19 protein-coding genes are annotated in these 17,450 nt (G+C 50.6%); 16 read left to right on the top strand and 3 right to left on the bottom strand.

Annotation, left to right across the window (positions count from 1 at the left end):
* The 7 genes from aroE to NST84_RS07770 are packed head-to-tail and all read left to right on the top strand — an operon-like array spanning position 1 to position 4,448.
* Positions 1-882 (top strand): shikimate dehydrogenase, encoded by an 882-nt coding sequence (aroE, locus tag NST84_RS07740; RefSeq protein ID WP_342565027.1) that lies wholly within the window; start codon positions 1-3, stop codon positions 880-882.
* A gap of 49 nt (positions 883-931) precedes the next feature.
* Entirely contained in the window at positions 932-1,225 is a 294-nt protein-coding gene (yhbY, locus tag NST84_RS07745) for a ribosome assembly RNA-binding protein YhbY (RefSeq protein ID WP_342565028.1), read from the top strand.
* A gap of 35 nt (positions 1,226-1,260) precedes the next feature.
* Positions 1,261-1,863 (top strand): nicotinate-nucleotide adenylyltransferase, encoded by a 603-nt coding sequence (locus tag NST84_RS07750; RefSeq protein WP_342565029.1) that lies wholly within the window; start codon positions 1,261-1,263, stop codon positions 1,861-1,863.
* Positions 1,835-2,413, top strand: coding sequence for a bis(5'-nucleosyl)-tetraphosphatase (symmetrical) YqeK (gene yqeK / locus NST84_RS07755; RefSeq protein WP_342565030.1), 579 nt, complete (start codon positions 1,835-1,837; stop codon positions 2,411-2,413). Before NST84_RS07750 ends, yqeK begins: the two co-directional genes overlap by 29 nt.
* Positions 2,410-2,757: a ribosome silencing factor gene (rsfS, locus tag NST84_RS07760; protein ID WP_342565031.1), complete on the top strand. Its 348-nt coding sequence runs from the start codon at positions 2,410-2,412 to the stop codon at positions 2,755-2,757. Before yqeK ends, rsfS begins: the two co-directional genes overlap by 4 nt.
* Positions 2,754-3,665, top strand: a complete 912-nt coding sequence (locus NST84_RS07765) for a S1-like domain-containing RNA-binding protein (RefSeq protein ID WP_342565032.1) — start codon at positions 2,754-2,756, stop codon at positions 3,663-3,665. The genes rsfS and NST84_RS07765 overlap by 4 nt, the downstream gene beginning before the upstream one ends.
* A 15-nt stretch (positions 3,666-3,680) precedes the next feature.
* The gene (locus tag NST84_RS07770) at positions 3,681-4,448 is read left to right on the top strand and encodes a class I SAM-dependent methyltransferase (RefSeq protein WP_342566372.1); all 768 of its coding nucleotides are present in this window, start codon (positions 3,681-3,683) and stop codon (positions 4,446-4,448) included.
* 118 nt (positions 4,449-4,566) lie between these two features.
* Here the strand turns inward: NST84_RS07770 and NST84_RS07775 are convergent, their stop codons facing one another.
* The gene (locus NST84_RS07775; RefSeq protein WP_342565033.1) at positions 4,567-4,725 is read right to left on the bottom strand and encodes an asparagine synthase; all 159 of its coding nucleotides are present in this window, start codon (positions 4,723-4,725) and stop codon (positions 4,567-4,569) included.
* Positions 4,726-5,233: 508 nt separating this feature from the next.
* Between NST84_RS07775 and NST84_RS07780 the strand changes: the two genes are divergently transcribed.
* The 4 genes from NST84_RS07780 (at position 5,234) to NST84_RS07795 (ending at position 8,946) form a co-directional block, all read left to right on the top strand.
* Positions 5,234-6,571 (top strand): extracellular solute-binding protein, encoded by a 1,338-nt coding sequence (locus NST84_RS07780; protein ID WP_342565034.1) that lies wholly within the window; start codon positions 5,234-5,236, stop codon positions 6,569-6,571.
* Positions 6,572-6,636: 65 nt separating this feature from the next.
* Entirely contained in the window at positions 6,637-7,533 is an 897-nt protein-coding gene (locus tag NST84_RS07785) for a sugar ABC transporter permease (RefSeq protein ID WP_342565035.1), read from the top strand.
* Positions 7,534-7,536: 3 nt separating this feature from the next.
* On the top strand, positions 7,537-8,370 hold the full coding sequence (locus NST84_RS07790) for a carbohydrate ABC transporter permease (RefSeq protein WP_342565036.1): 834 nt from the start codon (positions 7,537-7,539) through the stop codon (positions 8,368-8,370).
* A gap of 219 nt (positions 8,371-8,589) precedes the next feature.
* Complete coding sequence (locus NST84_RS07795; protein WP_342565037.1) at positions 8,590-8,946, top strand: hypothetical protein; 357 nt, start codon at positions 8,590-8,592, stop codon at positions 8,944-8,946.
* A 274-nt stretch (positions 8,947-9,220) separates the two neighbouring features.
* Here NST84_RS07795 and NST84_RS07800 read toward each other — a convergent pair whose 3' ends face one another.
* A complete protein-coding gene (locus NST84_RS07800) occupies positions 9,221-10,048 on the bottom strand; it encodes a carbonic anhydrase family protein (RefSeq protein ID WP_342565038.1) in 828 nt (275 codons plus the stop codon).
* 239 nt (positions 10,049-10,287) lie between these two features.
* Positions 10,288-11,244, bottom strand: coding sequence for a winged helix-turn-helix transcriptional regulator (locus NST84_RS07805; protein ID WP_342565039.1), 957 nt, complete (start codon positions 11,242-11,244; stop codon positions 10,288-10,290).
* A 462-nt stretch (positions 11,245-11,706) separates the two neighbouring features.
* Between NST84_RS07805 and NST84_RS07810 the strand changes: the two genes are divergently transcribed.
* From NST84_RS07810 to NST84_RS07830, 5 genes are all read left to right on the top strand, one after another.
* Positions 11,707-12,951: an extracellular solute-binding protein gene (locus NST84_RS07810; protein ID WP_342565040.1), complete on the top strand. Its 1,245-nt coding sequence runs from the start codon at positions 11,707-11,709 to the stop codon at positions 12,949-12,951.
* Positions 12,952-13,030: 79 nt separating this feature from the next.
* Positions 13,031-13,909 carry a sugar ABC transporter permease gene (locus NST84_RS07815; protein WP_342565041.1) on the top strand — a complete coding sequence of 293 codons (879 nt, stop codon included), beginning with the start codon at positions 13,031-13,033 and terminating at the stop codon, positions 13,907-13,909.
* A 56-nt stretch (positions 13,910-13,965) separates the two neighbouring features.
* On the top strand, positions 13,966-14,880 hold the full coding sequence (locus NST84_RS07820; protein WP_342565042.1) for a carbohydrate ABC transporter permease: 915 nt from the start codon (positions 13,966-13,968) through the stop codon (positions 14,878-14,880).
* Positions 14,881-14,913: 33 nt separating this feature from the next.
* On the top strand, positions 14,914-16,392 hold the full coding sequence (locus NST84_RS07825) for an alpha-N-arabinofuranosidase (protein WP_342565043.1): 1,479 nt from the start codon (positions 14,914-14,916) through the stop codon (positions 16,390-16,392).
* Between the two features lie 34 nt (positions 16,393-16,426).
* The gene (locus NST84_RS07830; protein WP_342565044.1) at positions 16,427-17,386 is read left to right on the top strand and encodes a family 43 glycosylhydrolase; all 960 of its coding nucleotides are present in this window, start codon (positions 16,427-16,429) and stop codon (positions 17,384-17,386) included.
* Positions 17,387-17,450 lie beyond the last annotated feature (64 nt).

Raw genomic sequence — 17,450 nt, forward strand, 5'->3', positions numbered from 1 at the left:
ATGACCGGCAATCACACGAATACGGACATGCTGCTGGGCGTCATGGGCGATCCGATTGCCCAGTCCAAGTCACCGCTGATGCATACAGCAGCGCTGAAGGCTCTCGCTATACCCGGGGCCTATGTGCCGCTGCATATTACCCCGGACCGGCTGGGCGAAGCGGTGCAGGCCATCCGCACGCTCGGCTTCCGCGGAGTCAACGTGACGATCCCGCACAAAATTGCCGTCATGGACTATCTGGACAAGCTGGATGCCAGTGCGGTTGCCGGCGGCGCGGTCAATACGATTGTCAACGATAACGGAATCCTGACCGGATATAATACCGACGGCATCGGCTATGTACGCTCGCTGAAGGCTGAGGCTGTCCCGGATCTGTCCGGTGCCCGCATTCTGGTGCTGGGAGCGGGAGGGGCAGCCAGAGGTATTATCAGCGCTCTGCTGCAGGAAGGTCCGGCTTCCGTCGTCATTGCCAACCGCACCGCTGATAAAGCGCAGGAGCTGGCAGCCTCATGGCAGGCTGCAGGCACTGTTACCGGAGCGGCAATGGGGGATATAGCCGGGCTGATCCCGGATGCTGATATTGTCATCAATACCACTTCTGTCGGAATGTTTCCTTACCCGGATGAGACGCCGGTGGCATCGGGTCTGTTCAGTAAAAACCAGGTTGTCAGCGATCTGATCTACAACCCGCTGCGCACCCGGCTGCTTGAGGAGGCTCTGCAGGCAGGCTGCACCATCCACGGCGGTCTGGGAATGTTCATCTATCAGGGCGCGTATGCCTTTGAATACTGGACGGGGCAAGCTGCTCCGGTAGATGTCATGCGCCAGACGATGCTGGAAGCTTTCGGTGTCACCGGGGCAGACATGGAATTACTTAAATAGGGTAATTATAATACTATTAATATTTGTTAATTAAGGGGTTTGTTCATTTATGTTAACTGGTAAACAAAAACGTTATCTCCGCTCTTTGGCCCATCATCTCGATCCTGTGTTTCAGGTCGGCAAAGGCGGCGTTAATGACCATCTGATCCGTCACGTTGAGGAAGCCATTGAGAAGCGCGAGCTGATGAAAATCAGCGTGCTTAATAACAATGCTGACGATCCTAAGGAAATCGGCGCAGAGCTGGCCGAGCAGTCAGGATCTGAGCTGGTACAGGTAATCGGCAAAACTATCGTGCTCTATAAGGAATCACGCGACAACAAAACGATTGAACTGCCGCGCTAAGGCATATTAACCGGAAATAAGAGGAGGTACACCTCTTGAAAGTTGGAATTATGGGGGGAACCTTTGATCCTCTTCACATAGGCCATATGCTGGCGGCGGAAGCCGCCAGAGATTCTTATTCCCTGGATGAAGTCTGGTTCATGCCCTCGCATATCCCGCCGCACAAGCATGAAGCCGGAGCTTCCGGTGCTGACCGTCTGGCTATGGTTAAATGTGCGGTTGAGGATCATGAAGCGTTCGGCATTCTCGACTGGGAAATTGTCCGGGGCGGTGTCTCCTACACCATTGATACCGTACGCAGCCTGAAACAGGAATATCCGCAGCACGAGTTCTATTTTATTGTCGGTGCGGATATGGTGGAATACTTGCCTAAATGGCACGGAATCCGCGAACTGGCGGAACTGCTGACCTTCATCGGTGTGGGACGTCCAGGAACTCCGCTTGATCTGGCTGCCCTGCCGGATTTCATCTCCGGCAGGGTGCTGCTGGCAGACATGCCGCAGGTGGATATTTCATCAACAATGCTCAGGTCTAGAGCGGCCGCCGGCCGCTCGATCCGCTATATGGTACCTGAGCAGGTGTATGAATATGTGCAAAGGAGTGGATTGTATGGCTTACAGCCGCGAAGCGCTGATTGAGGCCGTTTCTGCCCAGATGCCGGACAAGCGCTGGCAGCACACGCTAGGCGTAATGGAGACCTCAGTCAAGCTGGCGAAGCATTATGGAGCTGATCCCGGGCAGGCCGAAACGGCAGCTATCTTGCATGATGTAGCTAAATACTGGCCGGTAGAGCGGATGAAGGACGTTATTGTACAGAACGGCCTTTCAGCTGAGCTGCTTGAGCATGACAAGCAGCTATGGCATGCCGAGGTGGGGGCGTTCGTCGCCGAGCATGAGTATGGGATCACAGACCCGGGTATTTTAGGGGCGATCAGGTACCATACTTCAGGCCGCGAAGGGATGACTCTCCTGGAGAAGGTTGTCTGTCTGGCGGATTATATCGAGCCGGGCCGGGACTTCCCCGGAGTGGATGAGATCCGCAGATTGTCTATGGTGAGTCTTGAAGAAGGACTGATCGCCGGCTTTGATTCCACGATCAGCCTGCTGCTGCAGAAACGCCGGATCGTATTTCCGCTTACCGTGCTTGCACGTAATGATTTAGTAAGAATACTGGAGGAAAAAATATGAGTGTACAATCAAACAAGCTGTTCGAGCTGGCCCTGAAAGCGGTCGAAGATAAAAAAGCGATGAATGTCGTTGCCCTGGATCTGCGCAGTGTATCACCGATCAGTGATTATTTCATCATCTGTCATGGTAACTCTGACACCCAGGTACAAGCGATTGCCACTGAGGTGCGCAAAGTGGTCCACGAAGCCGGCGGCGTGATCCGCGGGATTGAAGGCATGGATGCCGCCCGCTGGGTGCTGATGGATCTCGGGGATGTTATCGTGCATGTCTTCCACCGTGACGAACGGGAGTATTACAATATCGAGCGTCTCTGGTCTGACGCCAAGGTTGTGGAAACGGTATGAGTCTGATTGCAGGTACTATCGTTACACTGGAAGTACTGCGTGAAGTTTCACCTTACGGGTACTTCCTGGGTGCAGGTGACCAGGATGTCATGCTGCACTATACCGAGCTTGTAGGCAGCAAGCCCAAGATCGGCAGCAAAGTGGAAGTGTTCATCTTCTTTGATACGGAGGACCGGCTTGCAGCAACAATGAAAAAGCCGTTTCTGACGCTCGGCGAGCTGGCACTGCTGGAAGTGGCCGACATTCATCCGCGGCTCGGCTGCTTCCTGGAGATGGGGCTTGGCCGCCAGCTGCTCTTGCCAATCGGTGAGCTGCCTGAGCTGATCGAGCTGCGCCCGCAGATTGGCGATAAAGTGTTCGTGCTGATGGAGCATGACAAGCAGGGCCGTCTGCGTGCCAAGCTGGCCGGTGAGCAGGAGCTTGCTCCGCTGGCTTTTTCCGCGCCGGAATCCTGGAGGGGCCAGAACGTTACAGCAAGAGTCTATAGACCCCTGCAGATGGGTACTTTCGTAGTCATAGACGGCGGAGTACTCGGCTTTGGTGTAATCGGGATGATTCATTCCTCCGAACGCAGCCGTCTGCTGCGCCTGGGGGAACAGGTTGAAGCACGAGTCTCCCATATCCGTGAGGACGGCCGCGTTAATCTGGCGATGACCCAGCGCAAGGAAATCGGCCGGGATGTAGATTCCGCAGCTTTGCTGGAATTTCTGCACTCCCGTCCGGGCGGCGCAATGCCGTATTCGGATGCAACACCACCGGAGATTATCAAGCAGCGCTTCGGCATCAGTAAGTCTGCCTTTAAGCGGGCGATGGGCAAGCTGATGAAGGAAGGCCTGATAACCCAGAAGGAGAACTGGACTTATCTGGCCCAGCCTGAAGAGAACGCTCCGGAACAGAATCAGGAATAGAAAGCGGTGTGCGCATTGTCTTCCTACGGGAAATTTGCTTATGTATACGATGAACTGATGGCGGACATGCCGTATCCGGACTGGCTGGCCTTTGCTGAAGCCGCATGGGTTAAATACGGCAAGCCGCGCACAGTGGCTGAGCTTGGCTGCGGCACAGGCAGCATAACCATTCCGCTGGCTGCAGCAGGCTATCACATGACCGGGATTGATCTTTCCTCAGACATGCTGGCCGTCGCCCAGCAGAAGATGGAGCGGCATCCGCAGGGACGCCGTTTTCTGCGTGAGGGAAGCGTGCGCTGGATCAGGCAGGATATGACGGAATGGGAGCTGCCGGAGCAGGTTGATTCCGTCATTTCCTTCTGCGACTGCCTGAATTACGTGCTCGAGGAGAAGGAGATCCAGGCGGTTTTCGCCCGGACTTACGCCGGACTTGCGCCTGGTGGGACGTTCCTGTTCGATGTACATCATCCGAACACACTTGTCCGCTACGAGGAAGAACAGCCTTTCGTACTGGATGAACCGTCTGTATCCTACATCTGGACCTGTGAGCTGGATGTGCCGCGCCGGGAAATTGAGCATCATCTGTCCATTTTCGCCAGGGAAGAGGGAAGCGGGCTGTACCGCCGGTTTGAAGAAAATCATGTACAGCGCGCGTACGATCCGCAGTGGCTGACAGAAGAGCTCCGCAAGGCAGGCTTCAGTGAGGTGCAGTTGTATGCTGATTTCGAATGGCTTCCGGCAGATGACAGCGCCCAGCGCCTGTTCTATGTAGCTGTGAAATAAATCTTATGTATAACTAAGGTCTCTACTTCAGGTAGGGGCCTTTTTGCTGTTATGTTGCTTAATAAAAAAAAGGAACCGGTCCTGTACATGCTGTACAGAACCGGCATCTTCCAACCTTTTACCGGTGCTCAAACAAGTCGATGGCACCCAGGACAATATGTGCCAGACCAAAGCCAAGTACGCCTGTTGCGGCCAGCTTATACCTGCTTCCCAGAAAAGCTGCGCCGGAAGCGGAAACTACGGTACCAAGAACGGTGGGGATCAGACCTTCACGCATTTGAAACACTCCTTCTCGGTGGTTTGGGAGACAGAATTATTGTCCGCTTTTTGTACCCGGATTATGTATGGCTGATACCGGGGTATGTTGTTTTAAATGATGGTAAAGGAAACGGTCTTAAACCGCGCGGAAACTATCTTTTTTTGCAATAACGAACCAATATTTTACTATTATCCAAAAGGTGTACCGGTTTTGTTTAAAAGAATCCGGAGTAAAGTAGCATGCTTTTCGTAAATTCAATGACTCATTTGCGGAAAAAGGCAGACAGCATGCATAACATTACGGAGCGGGGAAGAAATATATGTTTTTTCTGTCTCAAAAGTTTCTATTTGCTCTTTCAGCTGAATACATTATAACAGTCTAAAACATTTGATAAATCTGTAAAAGGAGGGAGCGGCAGCCGCTGTCAGGACGTATTCTGCACAAAGTGTCCCACTCGATCAGTATTGAGTTGTATCCGTTTACATTGTTTCGGGCAACAACTATTTCCTATACAGGAGGGTCATGCATGAAAAACAAATGGATTATTTCTTTACTGGTTGTCTCCATGCTTGTATTTTTGGCCGGCTGCGGCAGTAAGTCTAACTCAGGCAAATCCGGCGGAGAGTCCTCTGTCCTGAATGGCGGTGCCGGTGATGCGGCCACGGAGCTGTCCTATTGGACGTTTGTCGAGCTGCACGGGCAGCATTTTGAGAAAATGCTGGAGAAATGGAATGCCGCCAATCCTGACCGCCAGATCAAGCTGAATGTAACGGTCATGCCGTACGATGATATGCATAACAAGCTGTCCATCGCCGTGCAGACAGGGGTGGGAGCGCCGGATATTGCCGATATTGAGCTCGGTAAATTCCCGGATTTCCTGGCCGGGGAGCCGCAGCTTGAGCCGCTGAACGATGTGGCAGAGCCGTATAAAGGTACGGTTGTGCAATCCCAGCTGGATCTCTACGCCAAAGAAGGCAAAATCTACGGACTATCCACGCACGTAGGGGCGACGGTCGCTTTTTACAATACCGAAATTCTCGATGAGGCCGGGGTGGATTATAAGAGCATCGTAACCTGGGATGATTTCAAAAAAGCGGGCATTCAGGTCTACGAAAAAACCGGCAAATACATGGGCACCGCCGACACCAGCGCAATCTGGCAGGCTTCGCTGCTCCTGGCCCAGCAGGAATCGGATCTGACGGATGCTGACGGCAAGCCGCAGGTGAATTCTCCTGAGATGGTTAGAGCGATGACAATGCTGAAGGATCTGCAGGACAATAACGTGATTTCAACGATCGCTGGCGGCCAGCCGGATACGGAAGAAGCTTACGGTGAGTTTAATTCAGGCAACTATGCGACCGCCTTTATGCCGCTGTGGCAGATGTCCCGCTACACCAACTACATGAAGGACCTGAGCGGCAAAATCGCCATCGCCCCGCTGCCCGTCCTGGAAAAAGGCATGCACAGATCCTACGGCGGCGGCGGTACGGGAACAGTTGTGACCAAGACGGCTAAGGATGTTCAGTTGGCAAAAGATTTTATCGCCTACGCAAAGCTGTCGCTTGATGCCAACATTGAGATCTGGAATACACTCGGGTTTGACCCGATCAACATGAGCGTCTGGGATATGAAGGATGTAACCCACAATCCGGAGAACCAATTCGTTAAATATTTCGTGAACAACCCGTTTGATGTGCTGAACGAAATTAAAGAGGAGATCAACCTGATCAAATCGACCTCTGCCTCACCGACGATCAACAATGTACTGTGTACGGTGACGCTGAATGAGATTTTTGAGGACGGAAAAGACATCCAGCAGGCACTCGATGATGCCCAGACCCAGATCGAACAGGAATTGAAGTAACAGGTACGGTTACTCTTTAGGGCTGTCCACCCCGTGGGCAGCTCTACTTTAAAGGAGCAGAAGCCATGATCAAAAACTTCCTCTATTCGCAAAAGGTTGCTCCCTACGTCTTCGTGCTGCCTTTTGTGCTCGTATTCATCATTTTCTGGGTCTACCCGCTGCTGAGCTCGTTCGGTATGAGCTTTCAAAAGGTCACGCTCGGCCAGGAGGCCAGCTTTATCGGGGCAGATAATTACACCAAGCTGATGGGAGATACGATATTCTTCAAAGCGGTGCGCAACAGTGCGGTGTATATGATCCTGACCCTGCTGATCCTGATCCCGTTCCCGATGCTGTTCGCCGTGCTGATCAACAGTAAAGCCATGTGGGGCCGTGAGTTTTTTAAATCCTCCTTCTTTTTCCCGGCGTTGACCTCGGTGGTGGTGGCGGGGACGATTTTCCGGCTGATGTTCGGGGAGATGGAGGGCTCGCTGATCAACAGCATTCTCGGTGTGTTTGGCGTGGAGCCCATTAAATTTTTGAAGGGACAGACTACCGGATTTATCGCTCTGGTGGCGCTGGCGAGCTGGCGGTGGATGGGGGTGAACATGCTGTATTTTCTATCCGGACTGAAAAATATTCCCGACGACTACTATGAAGCCGCCTCCATCGACGGGGCCTCCGCCTTCCAGCGGTTTACCCGGATTACCATCCCTCTGCTGAAGCCGACGACCATTTATGTGCTGACGATCAGCATTTATGCCGGACTGGCCATGTTTATCGAGAGCATGATGCTCTGGAACGGGAATAACTCTCCCAAGAACATCGGGCTGACCATCGTCGGTTATCTGTACCGGCAGGGGATCGAGAAAAATAATCTCGGCTACGCAGCGGCGGTCGGGATCGTGCTGCTCATCATCACTATGGTGATCAATCTCACCCAACTGGCGTTTAGCGGTATGTTTAAGAAGGAGGAGGATTAACGTATGAACACAGGGACGCTCCGCAAAATCCTCCTGTTTGCCTTTTTCAGTGTGCTGTGCCTGCTGATTCTGGTGCCTTTCTACGCCGTGACGATTGCTTCGTTCAAGCCCGGAGAGGATCTGATCCGCTACGGCCTTAACCTGCGGTTTGACTTGTCGGCGATGAGCCTGGACAATTTCGTCTTTTTGTTCACCGGTGAGCATGCCTATTTCACCTGGTTTTTCAATTCGCTGCTGCTGACAGTGGTACAGGTTGTATTAACGCTGCTCGTCAGTGCCACTGTTGCTTACGGCTTTTCGGCCTATGAATTCAGAGGAAAAAACCTGCTGTTTGTCTGCGTGCTGCTCATTATGATGGTGCCGTTTGAGATTCTGCTGCTGCCGCTGTACACTTTAACCTTTAATATGGGGCTGATGAACAGCTATTCGGCGATTATTCTGCCGGGTGTGGCTAGTGCGGCGACGATCTTTTTCTTCCGGCAGTATCTGCGGGGGATTCCCAAGGAAATGATTGCAGCCGGGCGGGTGGACGGGGCGAATGAATATGCGATTTATGTACGCCTGATTCTGCCGGTGATGAAGCCGTCTTTTGCGGCGATGGCGATTCTGAACGGGATGAACAGCTGGAACAACTTCCTCTGGCCGTTTATGGTGCTGAGTGATGAAAATAAATATACCCTGCCGATCGGCCTCAAGACGCTGCTGACTCCATATGGCAACAATTATGATCTGCTGATCGTTGGCTCATTCTTTTCTATTCTGCCTATATTGGCGCTGTTTCTAGGGTTCCAGAAGTATTTTATTGACGGGATGACGGCGGGCGCGGTGAAGGGTTGAGGCTGGTGAAGAGTGGCTGATGAAGGGCTATAAGTCTAACTACCCTTCACCTGCCCCTAGGCAAGATAAGTATATAGACCGGTTATAAATTTAGCAGGCAGTTTACCCGGAGCGGTAGGCGGCTTGCTTTTTTTATTGGTATATCATTTGCTAATATGCTGATTTCGTTTTATTATTTGAATATATGGGAAATATTACTTGAGTGCGGAGGTCTTAGTCATGAAGCAAAGTGTGCTTAACATTACATTATGTTTTGTGCTCATAGCAGGGGTAGTTACCATGCACGACGTATTTCCTGATTTTAGTTACAGGGTGCCTTTCACTATACTGTTGGCGCTGGCCGTGTTATATATTTTTTCAAAAGCGGGAATCCGGAAGCCTGCATCGTACAAAGGGATTTCGCTGCTATTCCTGTCTTTGTTTATATTTACCTGTGTGTACCATGCGGTTCTGTCGGCGGTAACCGGGGACGGCTTGTTCGATAACAGCTACTGGATTTTCTTGTGCGTTATCTACGTTTTGTCCTGGCTGCGGATGCGCTTCAGCTTTAAAGGGAAAGGCGGCACTGCATTATAAGCAACTCATCTACGGATGGGTTGCTTTTTTCTTTGCTCTTTACTGGCTGCTGGCGAGGGAGAAGTACGGGATAAATCCCGTTGAATTTGCGAATGCGCTCCGGGGAAGGGTAATCAAAGGCAAAAATGCCTTTGAAATCACGCATCTGAGCTGAAATCGGACATCTGCCTGCGTACCTCCGTAGACTACCCGTCCTCCCTTATGCAACCGCCTAGAAAAGGCGATCCCCGTCAACGCGGGGATCGCCTTTTTGCAATAGCATCAACCGATGTGCTCATTCATCGCTGCCGATTTTCCTGCTGCCCAGCGGTTGAACAGGACGGTTATCGTGAGGGAAAATCGCAGCGAATTGGCCGATCTGTTCCGTGGACCAGGTTACCGGGTTCTCCAGGACGATCCATTGGACGCCTTCGGTACATGGCGGGGTGGTGAGCGAGCCCTGGTAACGGAAGGAGTGAAGATCGGCGGGCAGCAGCCCGGCCGGATCGAAAGACCCGTCAACCACGGTTTCCTGAGTGCTTTCTTCGGCTGGTAGCATGGACCAAAGCTGGTTCAGGGCGGTATTTTCACTGCCGGCATTGATCAATACACCGAGTACGGCAAGCGAGCCGTCTTCACTTTTATGTACCAGATGAAGCTCCATCTCCGCATGCTTGCCGTCAACCTCATGTTCGCTGGGCAAATGGAAATGGAATTGCTGCAACAGATAAGTCTTGCCCTCGATAGTAAGCTTATTGTCCTGGTTGTTAAGATTCACCTGGATCGTGTGGCCATTGTTGACGATAGACACAGGTGAAGGAGAGTACTCAGCTTTGACAGGGGAGAGGTGATCATCCGCCTGCACTTTATCATGCGGGATATTAACCGGCGATTGGGCCGTACCGGTATTACAGGTAGCGAACAGCTGATCCAGCTCCGCCCAGTGTTCGGGAGAGGTATTGCCTTCATAAGACCAGTGTGTCTGGTGCGCGGTGGACGGGGCGGTGGTTTCTTTTGCGGCTTGTTCGTTAAGGTTGAAAGGGTTATTGTTTCCGCAGCCTGCCAGCACAGTCAGGACTGCGGCTGGGAACAAGAGTCGTGACACCCGTTTAGTAACTTGCATCCTTCATCCTTCTCTCTAATGATTTGGAACATTGTTATTTATATTGTAAATAATGGATGTTGTAGCGGCCAGTGAACAAAGTCTCAATTGCGGGAATAGTCCTTAATATCCATAATAATCCAGAACCTGAACTGCAGCATAAAAATGCCCCTCCGCATCCAAAAGGAGTCGAAAGGGCAAGGAAACATAGATATGGCTGTCTTAAATGCTCGCTCTCACCAATCTTCTCAAAACAGCCGTTACTCAGCAGTGCTAGTCGCCGGACGGCGGTTCACTTCCTCCACCTCATGCACATTATAGAGCACGCGGGCCAGCAGATCCTGGCTATAGTTGCCAAAATGCTTGCCGTAAATGGTCAGGCCGCGTTTGTTGACCGGCTTGTCGGTGACAGCGATGCGGAAGGTTAGCTCGCTTTTGTAATCAAGCTTAATGTCGTCCAGCGTAATGTCGGAAATCCGGCAGCCGTCGATAAAGCTTCCTTCGTTATTGATCCGGATCAGCTTCAGCATCCCGTATTGGTTCAGGTGCGGCGGCCACCAGTCCGGGTTGAACGTTCCGCGCTGGTCGCCGAAGTCGCCGGGGCTGGTCCAGTAACCGATTTCGATCCCGTTAAGGTAGAAATACAGATCGGACGGATAATTGTCGCTGAAGCCCGGCGCCTCCGATCCGATCTCCATGGAGAACTGAATCTCACGGAAGGTCTGGTTGGCTTTCAGGTAATTCGGGATACGATATTCCAGAAAGCCCTCCGCCATCCAGATAATCTCGGAATCAATCCGCTGGGGATCAGCGAAGTAGCGTGGCTCGTCGAAGTCGCCGATAATGCTGTCTTTGGTCGCAAGGCCGCAGGTAGGAACCGCCTGATAGTTACTATAGTGGCCGACTTGGATCTCCACCTCATACAGGTTGTCGACGTCTTTGCTGCGCAGATCCACCATCAGCTTATCCTTGTTCAAATAGCAGACCTTCTGGATGCCGTGCTTACCGACGGAGGTGTTAATTTCAATCAGGCCGCTTTCCTCCAGCTTCTTGATGTGCATCGTGATGGCACCGTTGCTGAGGTTCAGCTTCTTGGCAATTTCATTCAGGTTTAGTTCCTGATTACCCGCGAGCAGCTCCAGAATTTGAATCCGGATTTCAGAGCTTAGTGCTTTGAAAATATCAATGCCACTCATTAGATCTTTAATATATATCATATCGAACCTTCTTCCGCAGACGTCATAAATAACTATTTTATAAAATTATAAACTAATTGAGGTGAAAAGGAAAGCTTTCTTCCTTTATTTGTGTGTTGTATTTAAATTTACGCTAATATTCGTTATATTAAATGATTTGTTTTAAGTTTTAATAAACATGATCCTGTGAAATCGTCTGAATAACCGTTGTTTTTTTCAGAAAATAACAATTTACAATTTTTATTTTGAATATATATAAATAGTTTTATATTTTTGTGTTTACAAGGAGGTTTATATATGCTATTTTATACCTGTAAGCGAATACATTCAAATGTTTTTTAACTAATTAATAAAGATGTGAAATGGATGTTGCCGAAATAAGAGGCGGCATTCAGCCGGACGGCAAGAACCAACGCTGAGTTAATTGTTTGCAAGAACATTTTTGTAGATGATTTACTAATTTTAATCATTTAGGAGGAAAAAGTGTTGAATAAAAAGTGGGGTTTTTCAGCAATAGCACTTGTTCTATCATTATCTACGGTATTGGCAGGCTGCGGGAACGATGACAAAAATAATACAATCACGTTCTGGACGCCGCTGACTGGTGATGACGGAGCTTATATGGATCAGCTGGTCAAAGACTATAATGCTACTAATCCGGAAATTAAAGTGAAGCATGTTATTACCGCAGATATGTATACAAAGGTTTCAACCGTACTTAACTCCGGCAAAGGCGTGCCTGACCTGGCGATTATCCATGCAGACCGCGTGCCGGGATTCGTGAAGCAAGGCCAGCTGGAGCCAATGACTGCGGTAACTACAGCACAGCCGGAGATTAAAGAAGACAACTATCTGCCGCAAGCATGGAATACAGGTAACATCGACGGAACACAGTATACTGTGCCGCTTGATATCCACAGTAACGTTATGTACTACAATAAAGATTTACTCGCGAAATACGGAGCGGAATCCTTCCTTGATGATAACGTAGTAACGATTGATGAAATGCTGTCCTTGCAGGGCAAATTGGATGAGGGAGATTATGTTGTCAATGATGCCTTGCTTGGCTGGGTCATTCTGGCACAAATTCAGGACCTTGGCGGAGACATCCAGGAGGATGGCAAACCTGCCGTAAATACACCTGTAATGAAACAGGCATTTGAAAATGTTAAGAAAATCAACGACGCCGGCCTGATGACACCATTTGGTGAAGACGGCTATCTGATGTTCCAATCCGGCAACGTACTGTTCTCTACTGACGGTACATGGAGCTCTACCGCACATGCCGGAGTAGAAGGTCTCAATTTCGGAGTGACCAACGTCTATTCCCCAACGCCGGACAAGTTCACCAACAGATCCTCATCCCACTTGTTCGCGATGCTGAAGAACAAAGACAGATCGGAAGAAAAAGTAGCCGGAATCGGCAGCTTCCTGGAGTTCATCCGCGAAAATTCCATGGAGTGGGCAAAAGCCGGACAGACTGTAGCCAGTAAACAAGTAATCGAGAATCCTGAATACCAGAACTATATGCAATCCTTCTTTACCTCAAATGAAAAAGAAATCGAATCCCTCTACATCTACACTTATGAGTACTACCCATACATTGCCGAAGCCGTTGATACGTATTGCGGAGATATCGTCCGCGGCAACGTGGATATCGACGAAACACTGGCAACGATGCAGAAGTTCGTAGAAGACAAGATTGCCGAAGGAACAAGCGCACAGTAAAACGCAAACGGAAATGATTGTATAGAGCAATGTGCCGGAGGCGGCACATTGCTTTATGCCAAAGGAGAAAAGATTGCCTATGAAAAAGAAATTAAATTTGGCGCCTGTTTTCTTTGTAGGTCCACATGTCATCCTATTCATTGTATTTATTTTACTGCCTACGATCTACGGGATTTATGCTTCGTTCACCAAATGGAATCTGATGAATGATCCGGTCTGGGTTGGTCTCGACAATTATAAGACCATTCTGTTTGACAACAGCTCTACCTTTCATACGCAGTTTAATAACGGTCTAAAGAACACCCTGATCTTCGTTCTGCTCAGTGTGCCGCTGTTAATCGTACTTCCGCTGTTAATTGCAGTGGCACTTGAACACAAGAAAGTGAAGGGTAAGAGCTTGATTCAGGCTATTTTGTATGTTCCGGGGCTGATTTCCATCTCCGCCGGAGCTTTGATCTGGCTGCTGCTGTTCAACAAACAACTGGGGATGGTTGGTAATGTGTTCGGTTCCGAAGTCTCCTGGCCGACTCACCAGCCGTATGCCTGGATTCTCATTATTATCATAACGATCTGGGGTGGCGTCGGTGGTAACCTGATTATTTACCGTGCTTCAATCAGTGGTGTAGCCCAGGATTTATATGAATCGGCAGAAATGGACGGAGCAGGACCGATCCGCAGATTCGCGAGTATCACATTGCCGTCGATCCGTTTCCCGCTCGTTTATACCTTTGTTATGACTACGGCAGGAGCGTTCAACGTGTTCGGCCAGCCGCTGATGATGACTGACGGCGGTCCGCGCCAGAGCACACATGTACTGATGATGTATATCCGCCAGCTCGCATTCGGTAACGGGGAGTCTATCGCAGGAATGGCGTCGGCGATGGCGGTATTATTGGGACTGGTTATTTTGCTGATATCGGCTCTGCAATATTATGTAATGAACCGGAATGCAGCATAATCCCCGGATAAGACAAATGGATCAAGCAGCGAATTTAAAAAGGCAGGTGTACCCGTATGGCAAACCAAGTGGCTGGGCAGCTGGATAAAGCTCCGCTTGTAAACGGACAGCGCGCACAGAAAAGCAAAGGCTCAGGCATTAGCATCTCAAAATATATCTCCTATCTGTTCCTGATCATATTGTGTGTAATCTGGATCGTTCCTGTAGTTTTCGGAATCACAACCTCCTTCCGGTCGCAGACCGAGGTCGTCAGCTCCGGGTTCAGAATGTTCCCAAAAGAGTGGATTTTTGATAACTATATCGCGATTCTGAACAACACCTCTACGGCGCCTATCCTGCGCTGGCTGATGAACTCCCTGTTTATTGCCACCATGCATACATTTCTCGTAATTGTGGTTATATCGATTACCGGTTACGGCTATTCACGGATGAAGTTTAAAGGCAGAGATACGCTCTTTTTCACCCTGCTCGGCATTTCCTTTTTCCCGGGTGTCGTGAACCTGATTCCTTCCTACAAAATCATTGATGCTCTGGGCTGGGTGAATACCTCCTGGGCGATGATTATCCCCGGACTTGCGGGTATGGGCAACCTCTTTCTGGTCAGACAATTTATGAATGGTATTCCAAAAGAACTCGATGAATCAGCCCATGTGGATGGTGCGAACCATTTCCGGATTTACGCCTCGATCATTGTGCCGCTGATGAAGCCGATTCTGATCGTATGCGGCTTGTTCTCGTTCACTGGCTCGTGGAATGACTTCCTGTGGCCGGTTATCGTCTTCACGGATGTGGACAAAATGCCGGTTACGGCAGGACTCCTGCTGCTGCAGGATATTTACGGCAACTACCGGATGATCGGTCAGCTGATGGGTTCGGCGATTCTGGCTATTATTCCTACACTGCTGCTGTTCCTGTTCGCACAGAAATATTTTGTACAATCGATCAATTTGAATTCAGGGATCAAGGGCTAATATAAATAGACTTCACCCAAGGAGAGAGAAACTATGACTGCAAAGCTTGTAATCAACGCCGATCTTCCTAAGAGCAGGATCAACAAAAATATTTACGGGCATTTTGCCGAGCATCTGGGCAGATGTATCTATGAAGGAATATGGGTTGGCGAGGATTCACCGGTTCCTAACACGGACGGTATCCGTAATGACGTCGTGGCTGCGCTGAAGCAGCTGGACATTCCGGTGCTGCGCTGGCCGGGAGGCTGCTTTGCCGATGAATATCACTGGAAAGACGGGATTGGCCCGAAGGAAGGCCGCAAACGGATGGTAAATACCCATTGGGGCGGTGTAGTAGAGAACAACCATTTTGGAACGCATGAATTTTTCCGCTTGTGCGAGCTGCTCGAATGTGAGCCTTATATTTGCGGCAATGTGGGCAGCGGCACCGTTCAGGAAATGTCGGAGTGGGTCGAGTATATGACCTTTGACGGCGAATCGCCAATGGCGGCCTGGCGTCAGGAGAACGGGCGGGAGAAACCGTGGAACCTGAAATATTTCGGTGTCGGCAATGAGAACTGGGGCTGCGGCGGCAATATGCGCCCTGAGTATTATGCTGATCTCTACCGGCGTTATCAGACTTATGTTCGCAACTACGGCGACAACCGGATATACAAAATTGCCGGCGGTGCTAATGTGGATGACTATAACTGGACTGAAGTTGTAATGCGGGAAGCGGGCAAAATGATGGACGGGCTCAGCCTGCATTCCTATACCATTCCCGGCAGCTGGGAAGAGAAACGCGCAGCACTCGGATTCGATGAAGCCGAATGGATCGAAACGATGCAGAAATCCCTTCATATGGACGAGCTCATTACCCGCCACTCGGCGATTATGGATAAATATGATCCGGAGCAGCGGGTAGGATTAATCATAGATGAGTGGGGAACCTGGTTCCTGAGCGAGCCGGGCACAAATCCCGGGTTTCTCTATCAGCAGAATACACTCAGAGATGCGCTTGTTGCGGGCATCCACCTGAATATTTTCCACAATCACAGCGACCGGGTTAGAATGACGAACATTGCCCAGATGGTCAATGTGTTGCAGGCGCTGATTCTGACAGAGGGGGACAAGCTGCTGCTTACGCCTACCTACCATGTATTTGAGATGTATAAGGTGCACCAGGATAATGAACTGCTGGAGGTTGCCTTAGACAGCCCGCTGTACACCTATGGCGGAGTGACGGTTTCGCAGCTTAGTGTTTCAGCGTCCCGGGACGATGAAGGAAAGATCTATGTCTCCATCTGTAACCTGAGCCATGAAAAGGATGCCGATCTGAATCTTGATATCAGAGGCACAGCCGCCGGCCGGGTGTCCGGACGGATTCTGACACACGCAGAACTGGGTGCACATAATACTTTTGAAGCACCGGCCATTGTAGCGCCGGCTGTCTTCGAAGGGGCGAAGCTTGCAGATGGTATTCTCGGCTGCACGCTGCCACCGGCATCTGTTGTTGTACTTACGCTGGAATAGATCCATCTCTGACATGACCAAAGGAGCAACTGATATGAGCACTTTTATAGAGTATATCAACCCGCTTGTGGAGCAGCGCGCTGATCCCTGGGTGTACAAGCATACAGACGGATATTATTACTTTACCGCTTCCGTACCGGAATATGACCGGATCGAAGTGCGCAGAGCCGCAGCAATCGAAGAGCTTGCAGAAGCGGTACCTGTTGTAGCCTGGCGCAAATATGACACCGGACCGCTCAGTGCCAATATTTGGGCACCTGAAATCCATTACCTGCAGGGTAAATGGTATATCTATTTTGCCGCCGCGCGTACAACCGAAACACAGGATGGCCTGTTCGACCACCGGATGTTCGTGCTTGAGAATGACTCGCCGAATCCGCTGGAAGGCAGCTGGGTGGAAAAAGGCCAGATCAGGACGGCCTGGGAATCCTTTGCCCTGGATGCAACGACCTTCCAACATAAGGGTATTCTCTACTATGTATGGGCCCAGAAGGACCCGGACATTCCCGGGAATTCCAACCTGTACATTTCGGAGATGAGCAACCCGTGGACCCTGACCGGGAAGCAGACGATGATCGCCCAGCCGGAATATGACTGGGAAAAAATTGGCTTCAGCGTCAATGAAGGAGCAGCGGTGATCAAGCGGGGCGGAAAGATCTTCATGAGCTTCTCGGCCAGCGCCACCGACTACAACTACTGCATGGGGCTACTCACTGCAGATGAAGACAGCGATCTGCTGGACGCAGCCTCGTGGAGCAAGCATCCTGAGCCGGTGTTCCGGACCAGCGAAGAGAACGGCCAGTTCGGTCCGGGCCATAACAGCTTCACCGTGGGCGCGAACGGGGAGGATGTGCTGATCTACCACGCACGCAGCTACAAGGACATTACAGGCGATCCGCTGTATGATCCGAACCGCCACACCCGCGCCAAGGTGATAGGCTGGAAGGAAGACGGTACACCGGACTTCGGCGTGCCGCTGCCGGATAATAAGTAGCAGTGACATGGCCGGGTGTGGTGAAGGGCAAAAATGTCCTTGAATCCGCCCGACGCTGCTAAAT

Origin of the sequence: Paenibacillus sp. FSL R7-0345 (assembly GCF_038595055.1) — a bacterium.
In the GTDB taxonomy this organism is placed as follows: Bacteria; Bacillota; Bacilli; order Paenibacillales; family Paenibacillaceae; genus Paenibacillus_AQ.